25 protein-coding genes are annotated in these 26,636 nt (G+C 62.5%); 11 read left to right on the forward strand and 14 right to left on the reverse strand.

Going from position 1 to position 26,636, the window contains the following annotated elements:
• Positions 1-39: 39 nt before the first annotated feature.
• On the forward strand, positions 40-1,059 hold the full coding sequence (locus tag QP884_RS02855) for an LLM class flavin-dependent oxidoreductase (RefSeq protein ID WP_239192482.1): 1,020 nt from the start codon (positions 40-42) through the stop codon (positions 1,057-1,059).
• On the opposite strand, the gene QP884_RS02860 is transcribed toward QP884_RS02855, so the two are convergent.
• Positions 1,056-1,592 carry a hypothetical protein gene (locus QP884_RS02860; RefSeq protein WP_284820602.1) on the reverse strand — a complete coding sequence of 179 codons (537 nt, stop codon included), beginning with the start codon at positions 1,590-1,592 and terminating at the stop codon, positions 1,056-1,058. The two genes, QP884_RS02855 and QP884_RS02860, sit on opposite strands and share 4 nt — an antisense overlap.
• Positions 1,593-1,792: 200 nt before the next feature.
• On the opposite strand from QP884_RS02860, the gene QP884_RS02865 reads away from it, so the two are divergent.
• The 6 genes from QP884_RS02865 (at position 1,793) to QP884_RS02890 (ending at position 9,179) form a co-directional block, all read left to right on the forward strand.
• Positions 1,793-2,557 carry a GntR family transcriptional regulator gene (locus QP884_RS02865; RefSeq protein WP_005326408.1) on the forward strand — a complete coding sequence of 255 codons (765 nt, stop codon included), beginning with the start codon at positions 1,793-1,795 and terminating at the stop codon, positions 2,555-2,557.
• Positions 2,558-2,596: 39 nt separating this feature from the next.
• Positions 2,597-4,183 (forward strand): ABC transporter substrate-binding protein, encoded by a 1,587-nt coding sequence (locus tag QP884_RS02870; protein WP_284820603.1) that lies wholly within the window; start codon positions 2,597-2,599, stop codon positions 4,181-4,183.
• On the forward strand, positions 4,180-5,148 hold the full coding sequence (locus QP884_RS02875) for an ABC transporter permease (protein ID WP_284820604.1): 969 nt from the start codon (positions 4,180-4,182) through the stop codon (positions 5,146-5,148). Before QP884_RS02870 ends, QP884_RS02875 begins: the two co-directional genes overlap by 4 nt.
• A complete protein-coding gene (locus QP884_RS02880) occupies positions 5,148-5,969 on the forward strand; it encodes an ABC transporter permease (protein ID WP_284820605.1) in 822 nt (273 codons plus the stop codon). Before QP884_RS02875 ends, QP884_RS02880 begins: the two co-directional genes overlap by 1 nt.
• Positions 5,966-7,420, forward strand: coding sequence for an ABC transporter ATP-binding protein (locus QP884_RS02885; RefSeq protein ID WP_284820606.1), 1,455 nt, complete (start codon positions 5,966-5,968; stop codon positions 7,418-7,420). The genes QP884_RS02880 and QP884_RS02885 overlap by 4 nt, the downstream gene beginning before the upstream one ends.
• Positions 7,421-7,487: 67 nt before the next feature.
• Complete coding sequence (locus tag QP884_RS02890; RefSeq protein WP_284820607.1) at positions 7,488-9,179, forward strand: FUSC family protein; 1,692 nt, start codon at positions 7,488-7,490, stop codon at positions 9,177-9,179.
• On the opposite strand, the gene thpR is transcribed toward QP884_RS02890, so the two are convergent.
• The 3 genes from thpR to QP884_RS02905 all read right to left on the reverse strand — a co-directional run bounded on the left by thpR (position 9,176) and on the right by QP884_RS02905 (position 11,312).
• Entirely contained in the window at positions 9,176-9,718 is a 543-nt protein-coding gene (gene thpR, locus QP884_RS02895) for an RNA 2',3'-cyclic phosphodiesterase (protein WP_284820609.1), read from the reverse strand. The two genes, QP884_RS02890 and thpR, sit on opposite strands and share 4 nt — an antisense overlap.
• 3 nt (positions 9,719-9,721) lie before the next feature.
• Complete coding sequence (locus QP884_RS02900) at positions 9,722-9,844, reverse strand: hypothetical protein (RefSeq protein WP_005324145.1); 123 nt, start codon at positions 9,842-9,844, stop codon at positions 9,722-9,724.
• 85 nt (positions 9,845-9,929) lie between these two features.
• Positions 9,930-11,312 (reverse strand): YeeE/YedE thiosulfate transporter family protein, encoded by a 1,383-nt coding sequence (locus QP884_RS02905; RefSeq protein ID WP_284820611.1) that lies wholly within the window; start codon positions 11,310-11,312, stop codon positions 9,930-9,932.
• A 173-nt stretch (positions 11,313-11,485) separates the two neighbouring features.
• Here QP884_RS02905 and QP884_RS02910 point away from each other — a divergent pair, with 173 nt between their 5' ends.
• Positions 11,486-11,866, forward strand: coding sequence for a hypothetical protein (locus QP884_RS02910; protein ID WP_023020971.1), 381 nt, complete (start codon positions 11,486-11,488; stop codon positions 11,864-11,866).
• A 24-nt stretch (positions 11,867-11,890) separates the two neighbouring features.
• Here the strand turns inward: QP884_RS02910 and QP884_RS02915 are convergent, their stop codons facing one another.
• The 6 genes from QP884_RS02915 to QP884_RS02940 all read right to left on the reverse strand — a co-directional run bounded on the left by QP884_RS02915 (position 11,891) and on the right by QP884_RS02940 (position 17,728).
• Complete coding sequence (locus QP884_RS02915; RefSeq protein WP_250412488.1) at positions 11,891-12,544, reverse strand: response regulator; 654 nt, start codon at positions 12,542-12,544, stop codon at positions 11,891-11,893.
• Complete coding sequence (locus QP884_RS02920; RefSeq protein WP_284820613.1) at positions 12,541-13,752, reverse strand: sensor histidine kinase; 1,212 nt, start codon at positions 13,750-13,752, stop codon at positions 12,541-12,543. Before QP884_RS02920 ends, QP884_RS02915 begins: the two co-directional genes overlap by 4 nt.
• Positions 13,753-13,818: 66 nt before the next feature.
• Positions 13,819-14,484, reverse strand: coding sequence for a response regulator (locus tag QP884_RS02925; RefSeq protein ID WP_250409404.1), 666 nt, complete (start codon positions 14,482-14,484; stop codon positions 13,819-13,821).
• The gene (locus QP884_RS02930; RefSeq protein WP_284820616.1) at positions 14,481-15,092 is read right to left on the reverse strand and encodes a hypothetical protein; all 612 of its coding nucleotides are present in this window, start codon (positions 15,090-15,092) and stop codon (positions 14,481-14,483) included. The genes QP884_RS02925 and QP884_RS02930 overlap by 4 nt, the downstream gene beginning before the upstream one ends.
• Positions 15,089-16,309 (reverse strand): sensor histidine kinase, encoded by a 1,221-nt coding sequence (locus QP884_RS02935; protein WP_284820617.1) that lies wholly within the window; start codon positions 16,307-16,309, stop codon positions 15,089-15,091. The genes QP884_RS02930 and QP884_RS02935 overlap by 4 nt, the downstream gene beginning before the upstream one ends.
• A gap of 42 nt (positions 16,310-16,351) precedes the next feature.
• The gene (locus tag QP884_RS02940) at positions 16,352-17,728 is read right to left on the reverse strand and encodes a M20 metallopeptidase family protein (protein WP_284820618.1); all 1,377 of its coding nucleotides are present in this window, start codon (positions 17,726-17,728) and stop codon (positions 16,352-16,354) included.
• Positions 17,729-17,886: 158 nt separating this feature from the next.
• Between QP884_RS02940 and QP884_RS02945 the strand changes: the two genes are divergently transcribed.
• Positions 17,887-18,876: an HNH endonuclease signature motif containing protein gene (locus tag QP884_RS02945; protein ID WP_284820619.1), complete on the forward strand. Its 990-nt coding sequence runs from the start codon at positions 17,887-17,889 to the stop codon at positions 18,874-18,876.
• Positions 18,877-18,963: 87 nt separating this feature from the next.
• On the opposite strand, the gene efeB is transcribed toward QP884_RS02945, so the two are convergent.
• The 4 genes from efeB to lepA all read right to left on the reverse strand — a co-directional run bounded on the left by efeB (position 18,964) and on the right by lepA (position 25,480).
• On the reverse strand, positions 18,964-20,247 hold the full coding sequence (gene efeB / locus QP884_RS02950) for an iron uptake transporter deferrochelatase/peroxidase subunit (RefSeq protein WP_284820621.1): 1,284 nt from the start codon (positions 20,245-20,247) through the stop codon (positions 18,964-18,966).
• A complete protein-coding gene (locus QP884_RS02955; protein WP_284820623.1) occupies positions 20,247-21,404 on the reverse strand; it encodes an EfeM/EfeO family lipoprotein in 1,158 nt (385 codons plus the stop codon). Before QP884_RS02955 ends, efeB begins: the two co-directional genes overlap by 1 nt.
• A gap of 3 nt (positions 21,405-21,407) precedes the next feature.
• Positions 21,408-23,372 carry a phospholipase C gene (locus tag QP884_RS02960; RefSeq protein WP_284820624.1) on the reverse strand — a complete coding sequence of 655 codons (1,965 nt, stop codon included), beginning with the start codon at positions 23,370-23,372 and terminating at the stop codon, positions 21,408-21,410.
• Between the two features lie 257 nt (positions 23,373-23,629).
• Positions 23,630-25,480 (reverse strand): translation elongation factor 4, encoded by a 1,851-nt coding sequence (lepA, locus tag QP884_RS02965; protein ID WP_284820625.1) that lies wholly within the window; start codon positions 25,478-25,480, stop codon positions 23,630-23,632.
• Positions 25,481-25,498: 18 nt separating this feature from the next.
• On the opposite strand from lepA, the gene QP884_RS02970 reads away from it, so the two are divergent.
• Both QP884_RS02970 and rpsT read left to right on the forward strand, forming a co-directional pair.
• Positions 25,499-26,035, forward strand: coding sequence for a type II toxin-antitoxin system PemK/MazF family toxin (locus QP884_RS02970; RefSeq protein ID WP_179386861.1), 537 nt, complete (start codon positions 25,499-25,501; stop codon positions 26,033-26,035).
• Positions 26,036-26,306: 271 nt separating this feature from the next.
• The gene (rpsT, locus tag QP884_RS02975; protein ID WP_005324114.1) at positions 26,307-26,570 is read left to right on the forward strand and encodes a 30S ribosomal protein S20; all 264 of its coding nucleotides are present in this window, start codon (positions 26,307-26,309) and stop codon (positions 26,568-26,570) included.
• Positions 26,571-26,636 lie beyond the last annotated feature (66 nt).

Consider the following 26,636-nt stretch of genomic DNA (forward strand, 5'->3'; position numbering starts at 1 on the left):
TTATAGAGCATCTACCGAAGCAAAGGAAGGCCCTCCACCGTGACCGAACGCGCGCATCTTTCCGTCTTGGACTTCTGCACCATCTATGAGGGCGAAACTCCAGCACAGTCCATCGCCCGCTCCGTGCAATTGGCACAGGAAGCAGAAAAGCTGGGCTACTCCCGCATGTGGTACACCGAGCACCACAATATGAAGTCCATCATGTCCTCTTCCCCGGCCGTGCTCATCGCCCACATCGGTGCGAAGACCGAGCGCATCCGCTTGGGCTCCGGCGGCGTGATGCTGCCCAACCACTCTCCTTATGTCATCGCCGAGCAATTCGGCACCTTGGAGGAGATGTACCCCGAGCGCATTGACTTGGGCGTAGGCCGCGCCCCCGGCACGGACATGAATACCCTGGGCCGCGCGCTGCGCCGCGACGCCCACTCTGCCGAGCGCTTCCCCGAAGACGTCAAGGAGCTCAACTCCTACCTCGAGGGCAAGTCCTATATCCCTGGAGTCAGCGCCATTCCAGGCGCGAATACCAACGTGCCTATCTATATTTTGGGCTCGTCCATGTTCGGCGCCTCGCTGGCCGCCAAGCTCGGTCTGCCTTATGCCTTTGCCTCCCACTTCGCCCCGCAGCACCTCGAGCAGGCCACCACCTACTACCGCGAGCACTTCCAGCCTTCCGAGCGCTTTAGCAAGCCCTATGTCATCGCCGGCGTCAACGTCACCGCCGCCGATACCACCCAAGAGGCACAGGAAGAATACGAGCGCGTGTGCTTCAACCGCGTCAAGGCCTTCGCCGGCCGCGGCAAGCACCTCACCGACGAGCAGGTAGAGCAGATCATCGGCTCGTACCAGGGCCAGCAGATCCTAGACATGCTGAAGTACTCCGCCGTCGGCACCGCCGATGAGGTGGCCAACTACCTCGATACCTTCCAAGAGCACGCCAAGGCCGATGAGCTCATGGTCTCGCTGCAGTCCAGCTCGCACGAAGAAGTAATCAAGAATATGCAGCTGCTCGCGCAGGGCTGGCAGCTCGATCCGGCACGCGTAGCCGGCACCCCGAGCTAGTCTTCGGCCCGCACCTGGCCTAGGTGGTCAATGGGAACGCCAGGGAACCGTTCCCGGAGCTTTCCCTCGAGTTCCCGCGGGCCCAGGTTCGCCTGCTCCGGCAGGCGGGCCGAATACCGTTGGGCCTCGTCCAAGGTAGAAACGCGCACCCCGCCTGGAATCAGGGTGAGGAAATTCTGATCCAGCCCGAGCGAATAGAACTGCATGCGCTCTAGCTCAGAGGCGGCGAAACTGGTCCGCTGGTGAGGCAAGGAAATCTCCTCGCCGATGCGCAGCACCGGACGCGCCCTGCGCCGCCCGGAGGCCACCACCGCCAGCATGGCGCACAGCGCCCCACCTAGGGGCATGAGCGCGGCAATGAGATAAACGGAATGCAGGCGCGAATCGGCCGGTTCCTGCAACGCCGAGTAAATGAGCACCCCACCGATAACCAGCAGCGCGACGGCAATGATGCCCGCCACCGCTACCGCCTTGCCCAGGCGCGCGCTGCCGCTGGCCGCGCGTACTTCAATCGTTTCGGTGCTCTCGTCCACGGTCACATAGCCTAGCGTGCTCGCCTAGCATCTCGGTGCTGGTCGGACGGCGCGTGACTTATTATTTGAACGCCTTTACCCGGGCAACGCGTTGTTTCTCCGTGACGCTGTTGCATTAGCGCGCCTTTGCAAAATGGAATAGCATTACTGTGTTTCGCTCCGCTGGGAAAGGCCCCGGAGAAACTAAGGACAAAGGTTGAATGAGCCCACGCGATAAACAGCAGCATAAGAAGATCGCTGATTACCTGCGGGAACAGATCAGCTCCGGTGTGCTGCAACCAGGCGATTTCCTGCCCAGTGAAGCAGACTTGTGCGAGAAGTTTTCTTCTTCCCGCGGCCCCGTGCGCCAAGCCGTTGCAGCTTTGCGGGCCGAAGGGCTGGTGTCCTCTGGCCGCGGGCGCCGCTCCACCGTTTTGGCCTCCACCCAGGCAGAGCTTTTTGAATCGATTTACTCCATTTCCAGCTGGCTGAGCGAATATGACGTGGATCCGCAGCAGCACACCCTGTGGCTGGCTCGCCGCCGCGCGCCGCGAGACATCACCCGCTTTCTGCGCGTAGACCCAGAACAAAATGTCGTCTTTGTCCACCGCGTGCGCTATGCCGAAGACCACCCCATTGCCATCGAGCGCATGTATTTCCCCATGGTGGTGGGAAAGCACATCCTGGACTTCGATGCGGATGCCGGATCCATTCATGCGCACCTGCGCGATTGCGGCGTGGACTTTGATAATGTGCGCCGCGAACTCACGTTGGAGGAAGCCAATGCCGAGGATGCTGAAGCGCTTAGCGTGGCTACGGGTACCCCGCTGTGGCGGCTACAGATGGAGATTTCCAACCACTCCGGCGAGCCGGTGGAATTGGCGGTCTACCTCTACCGCGCGGACCGCATGAAGCTGGCAATGAATAGCGTGCGCGGGGGTGTTTCACCCCTAGAAGTTATCCCCACACCTGGAAATTTTGCATAAGTTTCACGGCAGCTATACCCACCGGCTACCCTGCTTTCTATGAGAAGATTTCGCGCCGGCAGGGCGCTGGGCAGCCTCGCCATGGCGGCCGCTGTAGGAACCCTCTCGGCATGTTCCGCGGGCCATACCGCGGTGGTTGATACCACCCAGACAGGCAGCGACGCCGCACCTTCTGCCCTCACCGTGGCCTCCACATCGGCCGCCACCTCGCTGGATTTCACCACCACCGGTGGCGCCGCCATCCCTGCCGTGCTTATGGACAACGTGTACGAGACCCTCGTGCGCATCGATGAAGACGGCTCCATCACCCCAGGGCTTGCCACTTCGTGGGATATCAGCGATGACGCCCGCACTTATACTTTCCACCTGCGCAAGGGCGTCACCTTTTCCAATGGCGATGCCTTCAACGCTGAGACCGCCGCCTTTTCCATTAACTACGTGCGCGAGAAGTGGACCAACGGCATCGCCGCCGCCATGGATCCGGTAGACAAGGTCACCGCAGCCGAGGATCACACGCTTAAGGTGCGCCTCAAGCAGCCGTCGAATGGCTGGCTGTGGTCCATGGGAACAGCTACCGGCGCGATGATGACGCCACACGGCATGGATAACCTCGCCGCCCAGCCGGTGGGAACCGGCCCCTATGAGGTTTCCCGCTTTGCGCCCTCGGAATTCGTAGAGCTGCACGTTCGCGACGGATATTGGGGAAAGCCCGCCGCACAGGATGTCACGGTGCGCTATTTCCCGGATACCATCTCCTCGGTCAATGCGCTGCAGGCCGGCGGCGTGGACGTGGTCTGGGGCGTGCAAAACCCGGAGCTTCTTGATGACGTCAAAGAGGGCATCGCTACCGAGGTCGGCACCACCAATGGTGAGGTGCTGTTGTCCATGAATAATGCCCGCGCGCCTTTCGACGATCCACGGGTGCGCCAGGCCGTGGCCTATGCCGTGGACCGCTCGGCAGCCAATGACATTTTGTGGAATGGGATGGCTAAAGACACCGGCGGCGCACCCATCCCGCCAACGGATCCGTGGTTCGAGGACAAGCACTACTACGACTACGACCCAGACAAGGCCCGCCAACTGCTCGCGGAGGCCGGCGCGGAAGGCGCCGAAATTACGCTAACTACGCCGACGCTGCCCTACGCCCAGACCGTCGCCGAGCTGCTGTACTCGCAGCTTACTGAGGTTGGTTTTAAGGTGACACTGGAATCCGCCGAATTCCCAGCCGTGTGGCTAGGCCAGGTCATGGGCGCGAAAGACTATCAGATGTCGCTCATCTCCCACGTGGAGCCGCGCGATGTGCCCACCTTGTTCGGCGATCCGGACTATTACCTCAACTACGATTCCCCACGCACCCGCGCGCTTTTGGCCCAGGCCGATACCGCGCCCGAGAAGGACTACCCCAAGCGCATGGCGCAGGCCGTGGACCAGATCATGGCTGATGCGGGCGCGCTGACGCTAATGAATATGCCCAATATCGTGCTCACCCGCGCCGGCGTGCGCGGATTGCATCCGGATCAGGTCACTGACGCGCTCATCCTGCGCGACCTGACCTCTGCCGACGCGGACGGGGACATGGACGCCAAAACCACCGCCGCAGAAAACACCGAAAAGGAGGCCCGATGAGTTCCCTTCGCACCACGGGGCGCGCCATCGTGCGCCCGCTGCTGCGCTTCGCGTTGACGCTCTTTGTAGCCTCCATCATCATTTTTGCGCTCATGCGCGCGGTGCCGGGCAACCCGGCGCGGGTGGCGCTGGGGGTCAATGCGACCGAAGAGGCCGTCGGCAAGCTGAGCTCCGAACTAGGGCTGGACCGCCCGCTGCTTACGCAGTATTGGGAGTGGGTAAAGGGCCTATTTACCGGAAACTTTGGGCAGTCTTTGTCCTCGCAGCAGGATATTACGCCGCTGGTGCTAGACCGCGCCCAAGTCACGCTCATCCTCATTGGCCTGGCGATGCTGCTGGCGCTGGCCGGGGCTATCCCGGTGGGCATGTGGCTGGCGCTGCGCAACCGTACCCGCGGCGCGGATGTGGTGTCGGCCGGCACGCAGCTGGGCATTGCGGTGCCAAGCTTCCTCCTCGGCATCATTCTGGTGGCCATCTTTGCCGTCCATCTGGGCTGGCTGCCGGCCAATGGGTGGGTGCCACCGAACCAGGGCGCGGGCGAGTTTATCCGCCACCTTATTTTGCCGGTCATTGCGCTGGCCGTGGTGCAGGGCGCAATGCTCACGCGCTATGTGCGCTCGGCGGTGCTTGATGTGCTGCATCAGGACTATATCCGCACCGCTCGTGCGCTCGGCCAGTCTCCGTGGGAGGCGCTCAAGCGCCATGGCCTGCGCAATGCGGCGCTGCCAGTGCTTACCGTGGCGGGCGTGCAACTGACCACGATGGTCGTGGGAGCGGTGGTGATCGAATCCGTCTTTGTCATCCCCGGTATTGGTTCCATGCTCTTGGATGCGGTATCGGTGCGCGATCTGACTACGGTGCAAACCCTGGTCATGCTCCTCGTTGCCTTCGCCTTGGTGGTCAATGCCTTAACGGATGTGGCCTACCGATTCATCGATCCGCGCATCACGGCAGGTGAGAAATAATGAAGCTGCGTTTTTCTGGCTGGCTGGGCGTCTTCCTCGTCGCCGCCACGGTGCTGGTAGCGCTACTTTCGCTGGTGTGGACGCCGTATGACCCGACGCTGGCGCACCCGGATGTACGCCTTGCTGGCCCCAGCGCCGAGCACCTCCTGGGCACGGACCGCTTTGGGCGCGATACCGCCTCCCGCATCATGGCGGGTGCCCAGATTACGGTCTTCGTCGGGCTCATTGCGGTGGGCATCGCCGCCCTCGTGGGAGTGCCCTTGGGCATCCTGGCCGGCATGCGCCGCGGCAGGTGGGCCGATGCGCTGGTGATGCGCGGCGCGGATCTGTTGCTTGCCTTCCCCGCGCTGCTGTTGGCGATTATTGCCGGCGCGGTGTGGGGCCCTTCGACGCTGACGGCCATGGCTGCCATCGGCATCGCCGGCATTCCCTCCTTCGCCCGCGTGGCGCGTTCGGGCACGCTGCAGGTTATCACGCAGGACTTTATTTCCTCCGCGCGCATTTCCGCGGTTCCGGGCTGGAAGGTGGCGCTGCGCCATATCCTTCCCAACCTCACCGGGCTGCTCATTGTGCAGGCCTCCGTCTACTTCGCCCTCGCCATCCTGGCCGAGGCCGGCCTTTCTTACCTCGGCCTGGGCACCGCCCCGCCGGCGGCCTCTTGGGGCCGGATGCTGCAAGATTCCCAGTCGCTGCTGGGCACCGCTCCCCTGCAGGCCTTCTGGCCTGGCCTTGCCATTGCTGCCACGGTGCTGGGCTTTAACCTGCTTGGCGACGCCCTCCGTGACCTCCTCGATCCCCGCCTGAAAGGATCCGCGCGATGAGCCTGCTCCACGTAGATGACCTGACGGTTACCGCCACCGGGTCCACCACTGCCCTACTCGGCCCCATCAATATCGAGCTCGCGGCCGGCGAGAAGCTCGGCATCATTGGTGAATCCGGCTCCGGCAAGTCCCTCACGGCGCTATCCATCATGGGCCTTCTGCCCGATGGGGTGCGGGCGAGCGGCTCCGTGACTGTGGATGGGACCGAGGTGATCGGCGCGCGCGATGCCCGCATCCGCCCCTTGCGCGGGTCCACCATGGCGATGGTCTTCCAAGAGCCGATGAGCGCGTTGGATCCGCTCATGCGCATAGGCACGCAGCTCTCCCAGGCCGGGGTGCGCGATTGCGCGGCCGCGCTCGACGAGGTGGACCTAGCCGCCGATGTCGCCTCCCGGTTCCCGCATCAGCTCTCCGGTGGGCAGCGCCAACGCGTGCTCATCGCCATGGCCATGGCCGGGCGCCCCGACCTGCTCATCTGCGATGAACCAACCACTGCGCTGGATGCCACCACCCAAGATGGCGTGCTGCGCGTTATCGAACGCGTGACCAAGGCCCACGGCACCGCGCTGATATTTATCACCCATGACCTGGGCGTTATCCGCCGCATGTGCCCCAACGTCCTCGTCATGCACCAGGGCGCGGTGGTGGAATCCGGTCCCACCGAGCGCGTGCTTGCCCAACCCGAGCATCCCTATACCCGCACGCTCATCGCCTCCTCGCGGCCGCCGGAGCTGAGCCTTTCTCCGGCCGCGGCGGAAGATGCGCTGGTGACGCTACGCGGGGTCAGCAAGGTACACGGCGCACATGCGGCGCTCGATGGTATCGACCTGCGCGTGCACCACGGCGAGCGCCTCGGCATCGTGGGCGGCTCCGGCTCGGGCAAGACCAGCCTGCTCAAGCTCATCGCCAGGCTCGACCAGCCCACGAGCGGTGACATCGACGTCCGCGGCCGCGTGCAGATGGTCTTCCAAGACCCACAAGGCTCGCTTAACCCGCGCCTGAAAATCTGGAAATCCATCGCAGAGGCCATCCCCGGCAACCTCGGCAAAGCCGATAAGCGCGCTCGCGCCGCGGCCGCGCTTGAGGAAGTCGGCCTGCCGGCCGATAGCCTCGATCGCTTCCCGCACGAGTTCTCCGGCGGCCAGCGCCAACGCATTTCCATCGCCCGCGCACTGTGCGGGGAGCCGGATATCTTGCTGGCCGATGAAGCCGTCTCTGCCCTCGATATGTCGGTGCGCGCCCAGGTGCTAGAGCTATTGGCGGGGGTCATCGCCAAGCGCAAGCTCACCCTGCTCTTTGTCACCCACGATCTCGCGGTGGTGCGCCACCTATGCGATAGCGTTGCGGTCCTTGACCGCGGCCGGCTCATCGAGCACGGAGCGACCGACTCCATATGGTCCTCGCCCAGCACAGACTACACGCGCCGGCTCATCGCGGCCGCCGACATGTAAAGCAGGTGGCTTCGGGCGTAAGGTAGTCGGGTCAGATAACTCCGCCGAGAAAGGATCCTGCTGCTCCGTGGCCACCCAGCTTGACTATCCCATCCCGCAGCGCCCCAGCACCACCCAGTTGCTCACCGCGTTTAATAGCGCCTCGGTGCGCTGGCCCAGTGCCCTGCGCGCGGGCTTGGCGATTCTCATTCCCGGCGCCATCGCGCTGCTGACCGGCCACGACTACGCCATCCTGCTCATTTCCACCGGCGCGTTCACCGTCATCTTTGGCGAGGGTCACCCCTATCGCACCCGCCCGCGCGTCATGCTCACCGCCGGCACCGCACTCATTACCGTCGCGGCCGTGGGCGTGCTGGTAGGCCACCTCATCTTTGCGCCTGGCCACGGCCATTGGTGGCTGTTGCTGGCGGGCCTGTACACCACGGCTTTGGCCGCCGTGTGCGGCTTTGCCCAAAATGCCCTGCGCTTACCGCCACCAGGCACCTTCTTCTTGGTCATGGTTGGCGGCGGTTCGGTAATGCTCGCGCGCACCGACGTCACCGTGGGCCAGCTGCTCTTTTGGGCGCTGACCGGCATGGTAGCCAGCCTCGTGCTCGGCATGGCGCCGGCCCTTATTGACGCCCACGGCCCCGAGCGCCGCGCGGTCGCCGCACTGGAAAAGGCCGCGGCCGCATTCAAGGATGACCGCGACGATTCCTTGTCCCGCCACCACCAGGCGCAGACCGCGCTCTTTACTGCCTGGCAGGCGCTTTCCGACGCCCACATTATCCGCGGCGGCCGCGTCATCGACTCCCAGGGCGCCCACCTAGTGGATCGCACCCTCGCGGCCCAGCACACCATCGTGGCGCATAACCGCGCCTTGGATTTGGGCGCCGATTCGGATCAGCTCACCGATCATGTCACCGACGTCGACCCGAATCGCACCGCCATCCCGCACACCCGCCCCACCGGCCGCTACCGCCTGTACCGCGCCGCGGTCCGAGATTCGCACGCCATGGTCACGACACAAAAGGTGGTCCTTTCCGCGGCCATTACCGTACTGGTGGGCCTTACCCTCGGCTTTGACCGCCCGGACTGGGGCGTGGTCTCTGCCTTCCTCATGCTGCAATGGGGACCCGATCACGTGCCAGGCACCGTCCGCGGCATCCACCGCATGCTCGGCTCCGTCGTCGGCGTGCTGCTGTTTTCTATCCTCCATTACTTTGGCATCAGTGGCTGGACGCTCCTGCTCGCGCTGGCCGCGTGCCAATTCTGTGCCGAAATCTTCGTGGCCAAGAACTACGCCATCTGCGTTATCTTCTCCACCCCACTTGCCCTCCTCATGGGCAACTCGGCCACCCGTCCTCTGTTGCCCACCATTCAAGCTCGCTGCGGCGAAATCATCTTGTCCATCCTCATCGCCACCGCGGTGCTGTGGCTATGGCAGCGCAGCGCCCCCGTGCGCAATCAGGCCCGCCTCCAGGTCCGCGCGATGGAGTCCATGGCTACCCTGCTCGGTCTGCTTTTTGTCAATACCCCAGATGCCGTACTGTCCGCACGCCGCGACCTGCAATACGAGCTGCTCTCGGAGCGCCGCGCCATCCAGTCCCTCGCCGTGGATAACCCCGATGCCGTGCGCCAATTCTGGGCACGTCACATTGCCGTACAACACGCCGGCTACTTCCTGCTAGATTTCTGCACCACCCACCCAGACCGCACGGCCACCCGCGCGGAGCTCGACTCCCTGGTGCACGAAGTCCGTACGGCCCACGCCGCTTAAAACAGCGGATACTCCTCTATCACCTCGTAGCGTGGGCCGCCGCCGCGGCCCTCACCCAAGTGCGATTGCATAAGGCAGACCCGGTCCGCGCGAAAATCCGGTCCCCGATACACCGATAACGCGCGCACATAATCCGCCAGCGCCCACGGCTCACGGGTCCGCCGGCCGGCACGCGCGACGGTGAGGTGGGGACGGTGGTGGTTAAAGGGGACGTCGGCAAGCTGGCACTCCGCCATCAACTCCCGCACTCCCCGCACCTGCCCGCCGACGCCCACCCACAGCGTGCGCTGCTCAAAGCTCCCCGCACCGCTTAAACGCACATCCAACGCCGCGCGCCCTGCCACCGCGTGGGCTAGGTGCTCGCGCACCGCCGCGGCATCATTGGGCTGCTCGCCATAAAACGCTATGGTCAGATGCCAATTATCCGGATCCGTCCAGCGCAGCTCATTAGTAGTTGCCGCGTGGATGGGCCGCAGCGTATGCACCAAATGCTCGCGCGCGGCGGCCGAGGGTAATAGTGCAGCAAAGACGCGGATCATGGCCTAGCTGGCATAGACGTTGAGACGCAGTTCCGCGTCCAGCACGTGTTCTTCCTCGCGCTCAAAGACGGCGAAGGCATGCAAAATATCCGCAACAGCGGTGGAATTATCATCAAACTCGGGCATGCGATAACTTCTTTCAAACCACAAAGGAGGCACAAGAATCACGCTCGATTCTTCTGCCTCCACATAGTAGCTGACAATGATGTAATTAGCCGCCCTTGACTACCGTGACCTGCCAGCCCGCATCGCCCGAACGATGGAAATCACGAATCTCATGGCCCTCATCGGCCGCCCACTGCGGAATGGATTCGGTGGCCTGGGTGCAGTCAAAGTCAATAACCAGCGCCTCGCCCGCCTCCAGCTCCGCCATGACCTGCTTGGCCTCAATCAGCGGGAACGGGCACACCGCGCCAAGGGTATCTAGCGCATAGCGCCCGCCGCCCAGCGCGCGGGCCTTGTTCTTCGCCTGCGGCTTGGCCTTGAGCGCTACCGCCCCGGTGGCAGTGGCAAAGCTCGGCAGCACCTTATCCTCGGCGGAGACCACCGAGTTATCCACGGATTCCCCGGTGGAGTAGGTCTGCGGCTGCTGCGGCTCACTCTTGGGTTTCAGCCACAGGCGCGCGCCCGCACCTACGCCCAGGGCCATAAAGAACAGCGATACCCAGCCCTGGAAGCTAAACAGGGAGGTCTCCACCATGCCGTTGCCCACGGTGCAGCCGCCGGCCAGCGACGCACCCACGCCCATCATGATGCCGCCCCAAATGGCACGGGTTGCAGTCTGTGCATCCGGGACACGCACGCGGAACTCGCCGGCGGTCTTTGCAGTGATAAACGCGCCCACCAATAGGCCGATGACCAACAGGGTGCCCCAGTTCATGCGCGCGGAATCACCGGTGGCGGTCCAGCGGACGATGTCCGCGGTCGGCGTTGTGATACCGAGGCCGCCGTTGCGGCCAGCGTTGGCCGAAAGCACAAAGCCCACCGTGCCGATGATGCCCACAGCAACCGCCGCGATATTCATGTTCAGCGGCTTGGCGTACCACGGCTGGCCCAGGTCCACCTTCGGGCGGCCGGCGTCCTTGGCGCGGTAGTGGCGCCACAGCAGGAAGGTCACGACCCACAAGACCGCCACCAGGATCCACGGTGAAATGTGCAGCGCGCCATGGATGGTGGTGACCGGGAGGCTCCACTGCTTGAACCAATCATTGGCGCCAGACAGCGGGCCGGACTTCATGGCCGCGGCCGAAAGCCCATAAAACAGCAGCGCAATCCACGAGCCGACCAAGCCCTCGGCCGAGCGGTACCACGTGCCGGAGGCGCAACCGCCGGACAAGATAATGCCGAGGCCAAAGATGAAGCCGCCCACGATGACGGCTACCGGCTTAAAATCACTAATCTCCGGCGAAAGCACGCCCGTGCCTGTCAACAGAGTCAGGCCAAAGGCATGCACGGAAATCAAAATGAGCAGGGCGGTAAAGCCGCGCCAGGTCTTGTTGAGGAAAATATCGCGCAGCATACCGGTTACGCAGAAGCGCCCGCGCTGCAACACAGCACCGAAGGCGATGCCTGTGAGAAGTCCGGTAATACTCACACTGTCTCCTTGCATCGAGTCAAGGGTTTCAGACTACGCCCTCTAAGACAGAATTGTCTATAATTGACGTACAACCCGGTTTTAAGGTGGCAGATTTCCGCGTTTCCGTCGGCCTTCCCTATGCCACCTCAGGCGCCCCAGCCGCTCCGGGCACAATTAAGGAGAATTAACCTATGGGAATCCCAGACGACGTTGTCCTCGATGGTTATACCCTCATTGAGCAACACGCAATCGACCACGAGTTCCTGCTGCGCGGCTCTCCGCTGGGCACCGAAACTCCCCTCCTATTCGCCCTGACCATTGCGGGCGTACTGCTGGTTGCGGCGAGCTTCTTCCTCCGCGGAGGCAGCCGCGTCGCCGCCGGCTTGGTGGGCGCCATCCTGGCGCTAACCAAGCTGTGGTGGATGCCCTTCGCGCTATGGCAGCAGTTCGATGACGGCCAAGTATTCGGCTACACGCTCAAGTACTTCCCGCAGTACTGGCCGGTGGCGTCCCTTATCGTCGGCGTCATCGCGCTGGTGGGCCTAGCCTCCGCCATTTTCCGCCGGCCTTAGTTGCCCAGGCCAGCCCAGCCGCGACTAGCCGCCGAGCACCGCAATTGCGATGTGTACCCGGTTGGTGCCATCGATCTTGGCCAGGATGTGCTTCATGTGCGTCTTGACCGTGGTCAGGGAGATGAATAGCTGCTCGGCAATCTCGGCGTTGCTCAGCCCCTGGGCCACCAGCTGGGCGATTTCATTTTCGCGCTCGCTCAGCTCGGCCAGCCCGCTAGGCTGAATCATCTCTTGTTCCGGCGGCGTTGGTGTGGCCGCCAGCCCCACCAGGTTTTCTAGCACCTTCGGGCTGAGCTGTTGCTGGCCTTGGGACGCCGCTCTTACCGACGCCACCAGCGCCTCCGGCGCCGTCGTCTTCAACAAAAAGCCCACGGCACCTGCGCGCAGGGCGTGCAGGATGAATTCGTCGGTATCAAAGGCGGTGAGCATCACCACCGGGATATCACGCGCGCCGGCCAGCGAATGCAGCTGCGCCGTCGCCTCGATGCCGTCCATGACCGGCATGCGAATATCCATCAGCACCACGTCCGGCTCCTCGGCCAGGATGAGCTCGACTCCCTCCTTGCCGTTTCCGGCCTCACCGATGACGCTGATGCCCGGCGCGCCTTCCAAGATCATGCGCAGGCCGTGGCGCAGCAGCGGCTCATCATCGACGAGCACCACACGAATCTCACTCACTGTACTTCCTTCCTGGGCAGGCGCAGAGTCCACGAGAACCTATCGTCCTCATCGTTTACCTGCAGCGATCCGCCCACCACACTAGCGCGCTCGCGCATGCCGACGATCCCGTACCCGCCACTGTTCCCACTCCCCTTCTTCCCGGCTGGGGTGACGGGGTTGGACATGGTGATAGACAGGGCGTCGGCAAGCGCGGCGATAGTGATGGTCACCGGCTCGCCCGGCGCGTGCTTGCGGGCGTTGGTCAGGCCCTCCTGCACCGCGCGGTTGAGCGCGTGGCCACCCATGGTGCTAAGCTCCGCCAGCGACTGCGGCCCCGCTCCCTGCTGGTAGCACACCTCCACATCCATGCCCGCCCGGCGGGAGCGCTCCACCAGCGATTCCACGCCCTCGCGCGGGTCAATGCGGCCCTCGCTGCGCAGCGAGTGCAAAGCCTCGCGCAGGTCCCCCACGGCGGCCTCGGCTTCATCGCGAATCGTGCGCGCGGATGTCCGCGTTTCCTCCGGATCCAAGTCCTGGCGGTAGGCAAGCCCGCCGGCATAGACCGCAATCATGCTCAGCCGATGCGAGAGTGTATCGTGCATATCCCGCGCAATCCGGTCACGCTCCTCCTGCCGCGCAAAGTTTTCCCGCGTGGCCATTTCCTCATGCGTGAGCTCCGCCTGCGCCTGCAGCGCAATCGTGCGCTCCTTCTGGTTCGAGCGAACCAACCCGACGACTAAAACCACTACTGCTGGGAGGATGATGGCAATGAAAAATCCCAGCTTCCCGGGAGCATTAAGCCCTTCGCTTCGAGATAGATCGAGAGTGACCAGCTTCGAGGCCACCATGGCCGCACATACCGTCGCCATCCACAACCGGCTGCGGCGCGAGGCCACAGAAAACGCCGCTATAAATACCGAGGGGCGGGGCTCAGCAATCGTCACCGTCGCCGAAATAATGGTTGCGGCTACCAACGCGCTGCGCGGACCGGGCTGTGCGCTGCGCGGGTCACGCTCTCGGGCGGCATGGCGGAGAGCAAAGGGCAATAAGATCCACGTGCCGACCATCACCGCGGAAAAAATAAACAGCCTTTCGGGCGATCCGTCGCTCTCGCTAAACCGGACGGAAAAGACGGCAAAATCGCCTATCACTGCCACCGCCGCAATGATGAGCTTCTGCCACAGCGGGCGCTGGAGCATCGCGTCGGATTTTCGGAACAACTTCATAACGCGCACCAGTCTAAGCCGACCCGCCGCACCTGCGGTATCCCCCGCAGGGAGGATTCTCCGTCCTCAGCCACGCGCCTCTAAGACCATAATGGCGATGTGCACGCGGCTGGTACCGCCGATCTTTTTCAGAATATGCTGCATATGCGATTTCACCGTGGCCATGGACACCACCAGTTGGTCGGCGATGTCTTGATTATTCAAGCCCTGGGCCACCAGCTCGGCGATTTCGCGCTCGCGGGAGCTAAGCCTACCTAGGTGGTTGCGGGCGGTGCGGGTGTGGTGCGAATGGGCGTCGTCAAGCGCGGGGTCTTGCATGCCTACCAGCTTGTCGACGACCTGCGGGCTCAACAGCGGTTGCCCCGCTGCGGCCGCGCGCACGGCCGCCATGAGCGATTCCGGCGGCGTCGACTTGAGCAAGAACCCGGCCGCCCCGGCGCGCAGGGCCCGCAGGATAAAGGAATCGGTATCGAAGGCCGTAAGCATGATTATCGGCACGGCGTGGACCGACAAGATCTTCTCCACGGCCACGATGCCATCCATGACCGGCATGCGAATATCCATCAGCACCACATCGGGCTGCGCATCGAGGACGGTAGCCACCGCGTCTCGGCCATTGCTCGCCTCGGCCACGACCTCGATATCGGGCGCGTTGGATAGCAGCAGGCGCAGGCCGCTGCGGACTAGATCCTCGTCGTCAACGAGCACTACGCGCAGGCCGTCGGCCATCATGCTTCCTTTCCTACTGGTTGATTCCACCGCGCGCGCCAGAACTTCGACGCAACGGGCGTATACGCCACTGTAAGCGCCACGAAGATCGCCAGTACTACCGGCACTATATTGGCGTGGCCCACCACTACGCCGTTGAGGAACGAGGGCACGAGAATATCGTTTAGCTTTTCGAAGAATTTGGGGAAAAATTCGATGACTAGCGTGGCCGCAATGAATGTCAGCGCCGTCTGCAAGAGCAACGTCCATAAGTTCACCCGATGCAGCCGCTTATCGACGCCCGGTTCCCCCACCGCCGCAAACATCACCCTCGCGCCTTGCCCGCGAAACAGTGGCACGACGAAGCCACTGCGCTCCACCAGCTCGATGCGGTCTGCGTCTTCGGGCGCATTATCGTCGCTCTTTCCGCGCAGAAATTCCACGCTATAGGCCGAGTCATCGGTATCGGTATAGCTGAGTTTGCGCGTACTGCCGTCGACCGTAGAAGTAAAAAGACTGCGCTTAGAGTCTAAGTACTTTCCTGTCCATCCCTCGCGGACCGCGGTTTCTTCTAGGTCAATGCGCATAAGCCCATAATCGGGGTGACGCAGTTGCCAACTCATTTCGCTCATTGCGTGGCCTCCTGGCGCGCTAGCGGTAAACGGATACTCCATCCAAATTCCTCGCTTTCTTCGCCGACGTGGATATTCATGCGCCCGCCGGATAGCTCCACGCGCTCGCGCAGGCCCACCAGCCCGTAGCCGCCGGCGCTACTGCCCGCATGATCGTCGGCCTTAGCCGCCGGGAGCGGGTTGCGCATCTCGATGTCTACCGCGCCGCTCGTCTCGCGCACCGTGATGCTTACCGGCTGGCCGGGCGCGTGCTTGCGTGCGTTCGTCAGACCCTCCTGTACTGCGCGGTGTACGGCGTGCTGCGCCATCGTCGACAACCCGGCAAAAACGTCCGGGCCGGTACCGTCCGCGTAGGTCACCGTCACTTCCGTGCCGGCCTCGCGCGCGGCCGCGACCAGCTCCTCTAAGCCGCTGCGTGGATCCTGGGAAAGATCTTCGCGCAAGGCGCTTAGGACGGTGCGCAAATCCTCGACCGCGTTCTGGGCCTCCGTGCGGATGGTGCGCGCTGCGTCGGTAAACTCCTCCGGCACGCCCTCGCGCGGATAGCTCAGCGCACCCGCATGAATAGCCACTAGGCTCAACCGATGCGAGAGCGAATCGTGCATATCCCTTGCGATGCTCTCGCGTTCCTCTCGCCTTGCATGCTCCACCTTGGCGCGCATCTCTTCCCGGTTCATCCGGGCTTGCTGCTCCACGCGCCACCGCTTTTCGCGCAGATTGGCGCGCTTTTGGCCCACCAATAACCCCGCGACCATCACTACCACGACGAAGATGACACCTAACCACCCGATCTCGTCCCAGCCCATATAGGGGTTGAAGATGGTATCAATCGCAAATGCCGCCACGAAGCACGCCACTGCGGCCACCGAGCGCGAGGTTGAGCGCCGCGAGACCATGGAAATAAAAGCCACGACGCCACTAGCCGCACCAAAATAGGAGCTAGACCCCAGCAGCACGATGCAGCCAGCGATGAAGCTGCGGGTGGAGCCGGCATAGTCGACGTCGGAAAGCTCGCGCGGCTGGTGCTCCAGGGCAAAGGGCAGGGCGATAATACCCAGCACGCCCACCGCAAACCCGGTGCAGATATAGGGCCCGTACTCCTCAAACGACGGCGAGTATTCCTCAATATCGAAGCTCATCAACGCCACGCCAATGAGCCAATTCGCCACCGCACAAGCGGCAACAATACCGGCCGTGCTCCACTTCGTTCTGATCATGGCCTAAAGCTTAAACCGGCGGCCATAATCCCTAGGGATGAATTATTTTTGCACCCCGGCCGCATCGCGCATGGCCTTCGTCTGCGCGGACGGATGCTCGTTTTCGGTGGCCAAGCGCTCAAATGCCACTGCCGCCAGCGCGGCGGACTGCATTCCCAGCACCGAGTCATCGAAACGCATCATCGGCGAGTGGTTCCACTCGCGCTCGTTTTCGGGCTTGTCCGGATTGGCCGTGCCCATCCACATAAACGTGCCCGGCACCTGCGCGAGGACGTAACCGAAGTCCTCGGAGGCCATCATCGGGGCATCGAACGGCTGGACGTTTTCAGTGCCAAACATCTGGCTCCACAAGGTGGCGGCGAACTGATTTTCCCGCGGATTCGTCTTGGTGGTCGGGTACAAAACCTCGAAATCCACCTGTGCGGTGCACCGGTGCGAAGCAGCGACGGAGCTGGAGACCTCCGTAATCATCTGCCGCACGGCATCGATCTTTTCATCGCGCAGCACGCGCACCGTCGCGCCCAGAGCCGCGCGCTCCGGGATGGCGTTATATGCGCCGTCGCCCGCCCACAAGTTGGTCACGGTAATCACGATGGGCTCCAGCGCATCAAAGCGGCGGGTCAGCGCGGTCTGCAGCGACATCTGAATCTCCGCCAGCGCCGCCACCGGGTCGATGGCATCGTGCGGGCGGGAGCCGTGCCCGCCCTTGCCCAGCACCGTGATGGTCAGGTTGGAGGAGCTGGCCATCATCGGGCCCGGCACATAGTGGAAGGTGCCGCGGTCTTGAGGGCCGACGTGCAGGCCATAGGCGGCAATGGGGCGTCGGCCAGCGGCGTCGAGCACGCCCTCCTCAATCATCGGCAGCGCGCCGCCCGGGCCTTCCTCGCCGGGCTGGAACATGAAGGTGACATCGCCGTGCAGCTCCTCGCGGTGCTCGCACAGAATCCGCGCCGCGCCCACGAGGCCGGCCGTGTGCAGGTCATGGCCGCAGGCGTGCATATAGCCATTCGTCGACGCAAACGGGCTGCCGGTCTGCTCGCGCACCTCCAAGGCGTCCATGTCCGCGCGCAAAAGTACCGACACCGGCCGCTCGCCGCGCTGGCCGCCGCGCAGCACGGCCACCACCGAGCTCAAATCCTGGCCCACGTGAATCTCCAGCGGCAGGCCTTCCAGCGCTTCTAGGACCTTTTTCTGCGTGCGCGGCAGGTCCAGGCCGATCTCCGGGTTGCGGTGCAGGTCGCGGCGGAAGTTCTGCAGCTCCTCGAGCATGCCCTCGCCCATTTCCTGGAATACCTCGGTGGCTACCCGCTCACCAATGCGCGCCCGCGTCACCGGCAGGGGCGGCAGCTGCTGGGCCTGGCGCGGCGCGGCCAGGCGGCCGGGGTTGGTGGGGCGAATTCGCTTGGTCGGGTCAGTCATGGGGAGCTCCTTTTCTCGCTTTCCTATTCGAGGGTACCGCAGGTTATCCACAGGGGCGCCGGGCGGGTTCGGGGTTGGTGTGACGGGTGGGGCGAGTTATCCACAGGCGGGCGCGGGTGGGCTACCGCAGTCTTGCGGGGTGCCTTAGGCTCACCGGCATGACCCGCTTGCAGGACTACGCCCGCCAACTTGCCTCGCCGATGGAGCTTCTCGGCGAGGTCTCTGGCGCGCGCGAGGCCGACCTGCGCCGGCTGGGGCTTCCCCGGCAGGAGGCCCGGAGCCTGCTTGCGCTTGCCGACGTCTACTTTGGCCCCACCCCCTTCACCCGCCGGCAGCGCTCGTGCCGGGCGACCAAGCATTGCTTGGCGACGTTGAAGATCATCGAAAAGTACGTCTCGCGCACGAAATCCAAGCGGGATGCGTGGGCGCTGCGCGCTGAATTATGCGCGACCGACCAGGACGTGGAGCAGCTCGCGCGCACGCGGTTGAAGGAGCTTTATCCGCGAAAGCAACCGGAAAAAGGTGTGCGGATGACGCGGCGCAAGGGCGGCCCGTCGACGCTTTCGATTACCGGCGATTCCGATTTCATTGCTGACCTGCACGCCAGCATCAACGAGGAGAAGCCGCTTGATTCCGTGGAGAATATCTTCTTCCGCGGCGGGGCTGCGGCGCGGCCTGCGGCGACAACGAATATCATCATCCAGCTGGATGAATTGGATGAAATCTTAAGCGGCGGAGGTGAGGAAATCACGCTGCGGCTGACCAATGGTGCCGAAATCAGCGGCGCGAAGCTGGTGGAAAAGCGCCTTTCCGAATGCGGGCTCGTCACCCTCGTCCATCCTTATGAGGGAGCGGTGAACCTGTATCGCACGTCGCGGCATGCCTCGGATAAGCAGCGGCTTATGGCGGGCGCGGAAAACCCCACCTGCCCGTGGGCCGAGTGCAACTATCCGGCGGATAAGTGCCAGATCCACCACCTGCAGGCGTGGAAACACGGCGGCGAGACCAATATGGCGAACCTCAGCGTGGCGTGCCCGTATCACAACGGCGTCAACGACGATGATCCGCATGCGCCTCCGGTGCGCGGCCGGCTTGAGCGGCGGCAGGGCCGAATAGTCTGGGTCCCACCCTGGGCCAATTCCAGCTGAGCGCCCTGCCTCGCTATTTACGAACGAGCCTCACAACGCAGCTCACCCTGCACAGTTTCGCATATGCTGCAGGGCAGCGAAGCTTGCCTAGGCTTGGAGGAGCGAGCGGCCGAAGAAGTCGGAGTCGTCAGCAACGCCGGGCAAAGCATAGAAATAGCCGCCGCCGTAGGGGCGGATATAGTCCGCGAGCGGTTCGCCCTCGAGGCGTTTTTGCACCGTGATGAACTGACGCTCCAAGTCCTGCTGGAAACAGATGAAGACCAAGCCGACATCGAGGGTGCCGTTGTCGCGCACTCCGTTGTCATAATTATAAGCGCGACGCAACATGAGCTGGTCGGAGGTTTCTGGCGTGCGCGGATTGGCGAGGCGAATATGCGCATCTGTGGGGATGACGTCACCGGTGGCATCGTCGAGGTAGTTCGGCTCAGCGTGCTCGTCACCGCCGGAAAGTGGGCCGCCGGTAGCACGGTCACGGCCGAAGATTTGCTCCTGCTCGGCAATGGAGATGCGATCCCAGAATTCGGTATACATAGCAATCAGGCGAACCACCATATAACTGCCGCCGGCGGCCCAGTCTGGCTCGTCCGCGCCGGCCCACACCAGCTTGTCTTGATCCTTTTCGGCCGGATTGACGATGCCATCTTTGAACCCAAGATGATTTCTTTGGGTGCCAGAAGGCCGTGGCTCGTTCATGTAGCCGTTTTGGCGCCAGCGCACGGCGACGTCGCCGCGGGTGTGCCGAAGGATATCGCGCAACGCGTGAATGACGGTATCGTGCTGATCGGCGCAAATCTGCAAGGCTAAGTCGCCGTGGCACAGCTCGTCCTTCAAGGTGTCATCAGCGAAAGCCTGCATAGAGCTCAGGTGGACAGGCTTGTGGGGTTTTAGGCCAAAGCGGTCGTCGAAAAGCGAATCGCCCACGGCAAGGGTAATGGATAGGCTATCGGTGGGAAGCTTTGGACCCAGCTCGCCGGAATCGCCGGCAGGATAGGCTATACCGTCGGCCGCGGTCGCTCCGCCGGCGGTAAGAACTCGGGCGCGCTCGGTGATGGTACGAAACAGCTCTTCCAGGCGCGATTTTCCTGTGAACTGTATGTCGAGGGCGACAACCTCAGAATACTTTTGGGCCGGGTTGACAATACCCTGCTGGTGCTCGCCATGGAAAGGAAGATCGAGCGGGTCATCCGCATCGGTGCGCGGCGAAGGCACAGCGGGGTCGGCCGAAGAATCCTTGCCATGCTTTGAGGAACCGAAGGAGGAACCAGCAATGCTTGACTGCCCGTTGGCGGCCGCGGCTGGTCCGGTAAGCGCAGCGGTTGCAGCAAGGCCAGAGAGAAAGGAGCGGCGGGAAAAATTAAACGGGCAGGGCACTAATCCATCCTTCTAATAACGGTCATCGTGGCGACAGGGGCAAGCAACTCATTAGCACGGGCAACGGCCGACTGCAGGCGCATCCGATCCTTTTGCGACCATTTGTCAAAAGCGGTGTCATACTTTTCATCGAATTCACCGGCGATCTTGTCGAGCTCATCGAGCTGGTCATAGATTGGCGCGGTATCCAACCCGCGGCCCTCAACGAGGGAGCGGACGGCATCCAGCGTCAGCCGAGTGGAGGTAACATCGCCGCGCAGCGCGGTGGGCAGGGCATGAGCGCCGAAGTCACGCTCGCCACGCATGTCGAAACGCTCGAATTCCTCCATCACCTCGTGGGTGCGCAGGCCGTAATCGGGCGCGGGAATAGCGAAGTGGGAGGACTCGAGGGCGCGGGCGGTTTTATCGACGGCGTCGGCAAGCGCGCGGGCGGGCTTGGCCGCATCCTTGACAGGGCGCTTGGACCACAGCAGCTTTTCAACCTCCGCGTACCCCTCCAAGTCCGGCCCAGGCCACATTTCGCTGGAATCGTCGAAAGAGCGGTAGGTCTCGAGGTAATCGAGGTAAGCTGCTCGGGCGGTGGGACGGTCTTTAGAGGTGGCATCGGCAAGAGCGTGGGCCTTTTTCTGCAGCTCAGGAACGCGCTTTTTCTGCTCCGCTGCCTGCTGGATAGCAACGGCTGCGACCTCACGGTCAGTAATAGGCACCATCTTGGGGGCTTCGGTGATGGTGGAACCGGTGACCGTGAAATCATCAGACTTCACGGCCGAATCATTGTGGAAGACACAGGTGAGGTGGTAGGTGCCGTCTTGCAGCTTCGGGGCCCACGCGCGCTTGGCTGGAGTACCCACGCGCTCTAGAACTTGGTAGGCATTGCCTGCATCGTCTGCAACGTAGACGGTAAGCGCCAGTCCAGAGGTGTTATAGACCTTCCACTCCGCTTGCCTCTGGACATTGTCGGGCGTAGGGCACGAATACACGTCGCGCACATTTAGTTGCGGTTCTTTCGGCTTCGCGCTTTTGCTTGTCGACGGCGCCGCCGACTGCGAGTCCCGGGAGCTGGAGCCGAAGGAGCTTAGGGAGCTTTGGGCTACAGCATGTGGGGATACGGCCGCGATGGCAAGCACCGCGGCGGTAGCGATGTGGAAGGTCTTCATGGGTTAGAACGGGAGGTTAGGCAGTGGTGGGAGCTTGAAATCCTGCAGCTTTTTCAGGTCTAGGCCGGGGTGGCCATTCATGTACCAAGCTACGATGCCAGCGCCTACGCCTAGGGCAGTAAGGATAGCCGCGATGGTACCGGCCTTGGAAGAGCCAGCAGAAGAGCTGGAACTCGAGTCAGCAGGCTTGTTTGTGCCAGGCTGCGGCTTGGACTCTTGGTGCAGCTTGGTGATGGAAGGCACGTCCTTTTCAGTAACCTTCGGGTCATCCATGCCCTCGACGACGTCCTTGAGGTTGGTGCCGGCACGAGAGGAATTATCCACCTTCTCAATGGACGCGTAATCCTTAGCGACGGTGCCGTCAGTCTCGTTTAGGAACAGCTTCGGCGCCTTCTTGGTGGTGTTGAAGTCGAACATGTTGTTCAGCTCTCCGGCACGCTCGTCAAAGGCGATTCCACCTAGGCGGCCGAGGCCCCAATTGTCCTGGATGAACTTAGTGACGGAGGTCTGCTCGGTGTAGGTGGAATCGATGTGGTTAGTCTTTGCGTACGGGGAAATGACCAGCAGGGGCTGGCGGGTACCCGGACCGCACTGGCCGTGCTTATCGCCTGCGACGCCGACCTTAGCTGCGGCGGCGGTGCAGATTTCTTTATCTTGGTGCGGATCGTTGGAGCCGTTGCGGATTTCTGGGGCCTTGTGGTCGTACCAGCCGTCGGAATCGTCGTAAGCGATAACCACCGCGGTGGAATCCCACTCCGGGGAATTTTGCAGCTCGTTTATGTAGTGGGTGATAAAGGCCTGCTCGTCCAACGGATTCGAATAGCCGGCGTGGCCGTCTTGGTAGTTAGCGGCCTTCAAGAAGGACACGGCCGGCAGGTTGCCCTGCTCGATTGCGGTGTCGAAGTCCTTCAGGTCGTATTGGTGGTTGGCGCGGTCAGTCTTGCCAATCATTTCATCGCTCGACGGCGCCAAGTGGTGCGGATTAGCGGTGGATGCATAGTACTGGAACGGCTGGTGGTGGGGGTTGTAATCCGTCTGATTCTGACCAGTCAGCGTGGTATGGGAAGCGCCGCAGCGGGCACGGGCATTATCGGTAGCTTCGTCAGTAGGGCGGAAGCCGCCTTGGAACCAGCCCCAGGTGACGTCCTTGTCGTTGAGTTGGTCGCCGATGTTCTTGGAGTGCATTGCGGTGACCTGGTTGGTGCCTGCGGAGGAGTTATTAGAGCAGTCATCGTAAAGCGGGTCTGGGTCGCCGACGACGGTAGCGGTCTTGCCGTCCTCGGAAACGCCAGCGAGGGCGTGGTTCTTGCCCGCCTCAATCTTCTTCTGCTCACCGGTGGCGGGGTCATGCATGGTGCCGCCGGCCACGGTGCCGGAAATCAGGTTCAGCGCGCCTGGGGTAGACGGGCCGAAAATAGTGGAGTAACTGTTGTCGTTCAGAGCGAAGTTCTGCGCATAATTCCACATGCCAGTGACGGTATTGCCGTCGTAGTAGCCCATGGTCATGCCAGGGGCGGCATAGTAGCCATTGGAGGACTTATCGATGTCGGTGGACACGGTCTCTGGGAACTTGTCCATCTTGCCGCCGTTGTATGCGGCCTGCTCATCGCCGTAGTGATGGTTTTGGTCCGTAGTCACGGCGTGGTCAGGCCCGATGCGGAAAGGCTTGACGGAGTTGGGGTTCTTCTCCCCCATTACGTCATCATTTTCGAGGTTTTTCGCCTTTGGGGTGCCTTCTTTTGCGGTGAATTTAGGGGCGTTCTTGCCGCTGCCCTGCAGCTTCTCGCCGTCCTTGTTTAGCGCATTAGGGTAGGTTCCGAAGTAGTGGTCGAAGGAAATGTTCTCCGAGTAGATAACTACAACATGCTCGATTGGGGTGGTAGTGGCCGCCTGAGCGATGCCGGGGACGAGTGATGTAGTGGCAGCTGCGGCGGCGCAGACGGCCACAGCGCGAGAGCGAAGCTTCATGAAAAGTCCAACCTTGGTCAAGAAATAGCGGTGCAGGTCGAAAGTGGCTGTGGCTCATCGAGCGAGTCATCGGTCGCTTTCGAATCGAGATTTAACGCCGTCAACACATAAACCGCAACTAGTTCAAAAGGGTGTCCCCGGCCGTGGGAACACCCTATAGAAGCAGCTCACTTCGGACTTTGGGATAGCCACACCCCGAAAGCTGTTAACGAAAAGTTAAAGATCTATTCGGCTCCACTTTGCAAACAGGTGGTGTTTTAATCGTCGGCGTCGGTAGACAGCGCGGCCACGAAGGCCTCCTGTGGCACCGAGACGGAGCCCAAGGTCTTCATGCGCTTCTTGCCGGCCTTCTGCTTCTCCAGCAGCTTGCGCTTACGGGAGATATCGCCGCCGTAGCACTTGGCCAGCACGTCCTTGCGCATAGCGCGGATGTTTTCGCGGGCGATGATCTTCGAGCCGATGGCCGCCTGGACGGGCACCTCGAACTGCTGGCGCGGGATGAGCTCTTTGAGCTTTTTGGTCATCTTATTGCCGTACCACTGGGCGGAATCGCGGTGAACGATGGCAGAGAAGGCGTCGACCGGATCGCCGTTGAGCAGGATGTCGACCTTTACCAGGTCCGCGAGTTGCTCGCCGGCCTCTTCATAGTTCAGCGAGGCGTAGCCCTTGGTGCGGGACTTGAGCATATCGAAGAAGTCGAAGATGATTTCGCCGAGCGGCATGGTGTAGCGCAGCTCAACGCGGTCCTCGGAAAGGTAGTCCATGCCGCCCATCTGGCCGCGCTTGGACTGGCAGAGTTCCATGGTGGGGCCGACGAACTGCTCGGGCACGATGACGGTCATCTTCACCACGGGCTCATAGACCTCGTTAAGCTTTCCTTCCGGCCAGTCAGACGGGTTGTGGACCCACTTTTCCTCGCCGTCTTCAGCCACCACGCGGTAGGTCACCGAAGGCGCGGTGGAAATCAGGTCGAGGCCGAACTCGCGCTCCAAGCGGTCGCGGGTAATTTCCATGTGTAACAGACCCAAGAAGCCGCAGCGGAAACCAAAGCCGAGGGCGACGGAGGTTTCGGGCTCGAAGGTCAAGGAGGCGTCGTTAAGCTGCAGCTTTTCCAAAGCATCGCGCAAGTCTGGGAAGTCGGCCTGGGAGATGGGGAAAAGGCCGGAGTAGACCATCGGGTCCGGGTCCTTGTAACCCTTAAGTGGGGTTTCGGCGCCGCCGTTGGACCAGGTGACGGTATCGCCCACCTTGGTCTCGCGGACGTCCTTTACGCCGGTGATGAGGTAGCCCACCTCGCCGGGGCCCAAGCCCTCACACTTTTGCATCGTGGGCGACACGATGCCGATTTCCAGCAGCTCATGGTTGGCGTTGGTCGACATCATGGTGACCTTCTGGCGCGGGGTGAGCTTGCCGTCCACCATGCGGATATAGGTCACCACGCCGCGGTAGGTGTCATAGACCGAGTCAAAAATCATGGCGCGGGCCGGCGCTTCGGCGTCGAATTCAGAAGACGGCGGCGGAACTAGCTCGCAGACCTTGTCCAGCAGCTCGACGACGCCCTCGCCGGTCTTGCCCGACACGCGCAGCACCTCTTCCGGCTCGCAGCCGATGATATTGGCGATTTCCAGCGCGTATTTTTCCGGGTCGGCGGCCGGCAGGTCGATTTTATTGAGCACCGGGATAATTTCCAGGTCGTTTTCCATCGCCAGGTAGAGGTTGGCGAGGGTTTGGGCTTCGATGCCCTGGGCGGCGTCGACAAGCAGGATAGCGCCCTCACACGCCTCGAGCGCGCGGGAGACCTCGTAGGTAAAGTCCACGTGGCCGGGGGTGTCGATCATCTGCATGACAATCTGCTCCCCCTGCGCGGTGCCGGACTGGGGCACCCACGGCAGGCGCACGTTCTGCGCCTTAATGGTGATGCCGCGCTCGCGCTCGATGTCCATATTATCGAGGAACTGGTCACGCATATCGCGCTCCGCAACCACCTTGGATAGCTGCAGGATGCGGTCCGCCAGCGTCGACTTGCCGTGGTCGATGTGAGCAATAATGCAGAAGTTTCGGATTCGGGCGGGATCCGTAAACGTCGTGGCCGCAAAGTTTTCAGACATACGTCTACAATAGTCGACATGAAAAGCGCCATGCTCACCCGTCTGCGCCAAGCGCTAGGAATCAGCGAGCGCGAGCCGATAGACACCGGCCTGAGCCGCATTAATTCCCGGTTGGGGCTGGATAGGTCGGATGAGTTCCACGAGCCGCGCAAGGCCGCCGATATCCGGGTAGAGGCCACTGCCTCCCACCCCCGGTCCATATTTTTCTCCCCCGATATGGACGGCCAGGCCGACTCCGGCGAGGTGGTCTGGGTGTGGGTACCGGCCGAGGGTAAGCAGGCGCCACCGCGCGAGCGCGCCATTTTGGTCGTCGGCCGCACCCGCACCACGGTAATGGGCTTGCTTATCTCCCCCAACCCAAAGCATGCGCTTGACGACGCCTGGCTGGAAATCGGTTCCGGCGAGTGGGACGAGTCCGGGTGCGATTGCTGGGTGCGCCTCGACCGCCTGCTCGAGGTATCCGAGGAGCAGGTGCGCCGGCAAGGCACGCTTTTTCCGGAACGCAGATTCGAACGAATCGCGAATAGGTTGCGGGCGCGCTACCACTGGGCCTAGCCGCCGCGCGGCCGGCGGCTAGGGAGCCAGCGGGCCGGGAGCCAGAGACCTGGGAGACGGCTGTCGCAGGGAGGGTTTTGGCAGGTCGGGTTCGGTACTGCTATTGTGTGTTGGTTACTTACTTGCCGGGCGCGTTGGTCGGGGCGGGCAGGACCTTGGGTTCGCTCTTCGAATACCAGCGCCGAGCGCGCCAGTAATTACTGGCCGCGGGAGTAGTCCGAGTAGGTCGGTTTCTACGTCAATCACTTTCGATTACTAAGAGGTATTTTTCATGGCAAATATCAAGTCCAAGCAGAAGCGCGTTATCACCAACGAGAAGGCACGTCAGCGTAACAAGTCCGTTCGCTCCGCCGTCCGTACCGAGATCCGCAAGTTCCGCGAGACCGTTGCCGCTGGCGACAAGGCTGCTGCTGAGAAGCAGCTGCGCGTGGCATCCCGCGCCCTGGACAAGTCCGTGTCCAAGGGTGTCTTCCACCGCAACACCGCAGCCAACAAGAAGTCCGGCATGGCTTCCGCGTTCAACAAGATGGACTAAGAGCCATTGCACAGATAATCCCCCGGTCGCACTCTACGGAGCGCGCCGGGGGATTTTCTTAGCTTA

Source organism: Corynebacterium tuberculostearicum, assembly GCF_030229345.1.
GTDB lineage: Bacteria > Actinomycetota > Actinomycetes > Mycobacteriales > Mycobacteriaceae > Corynebacterium > Corynebacterium tuberculostearicum_G.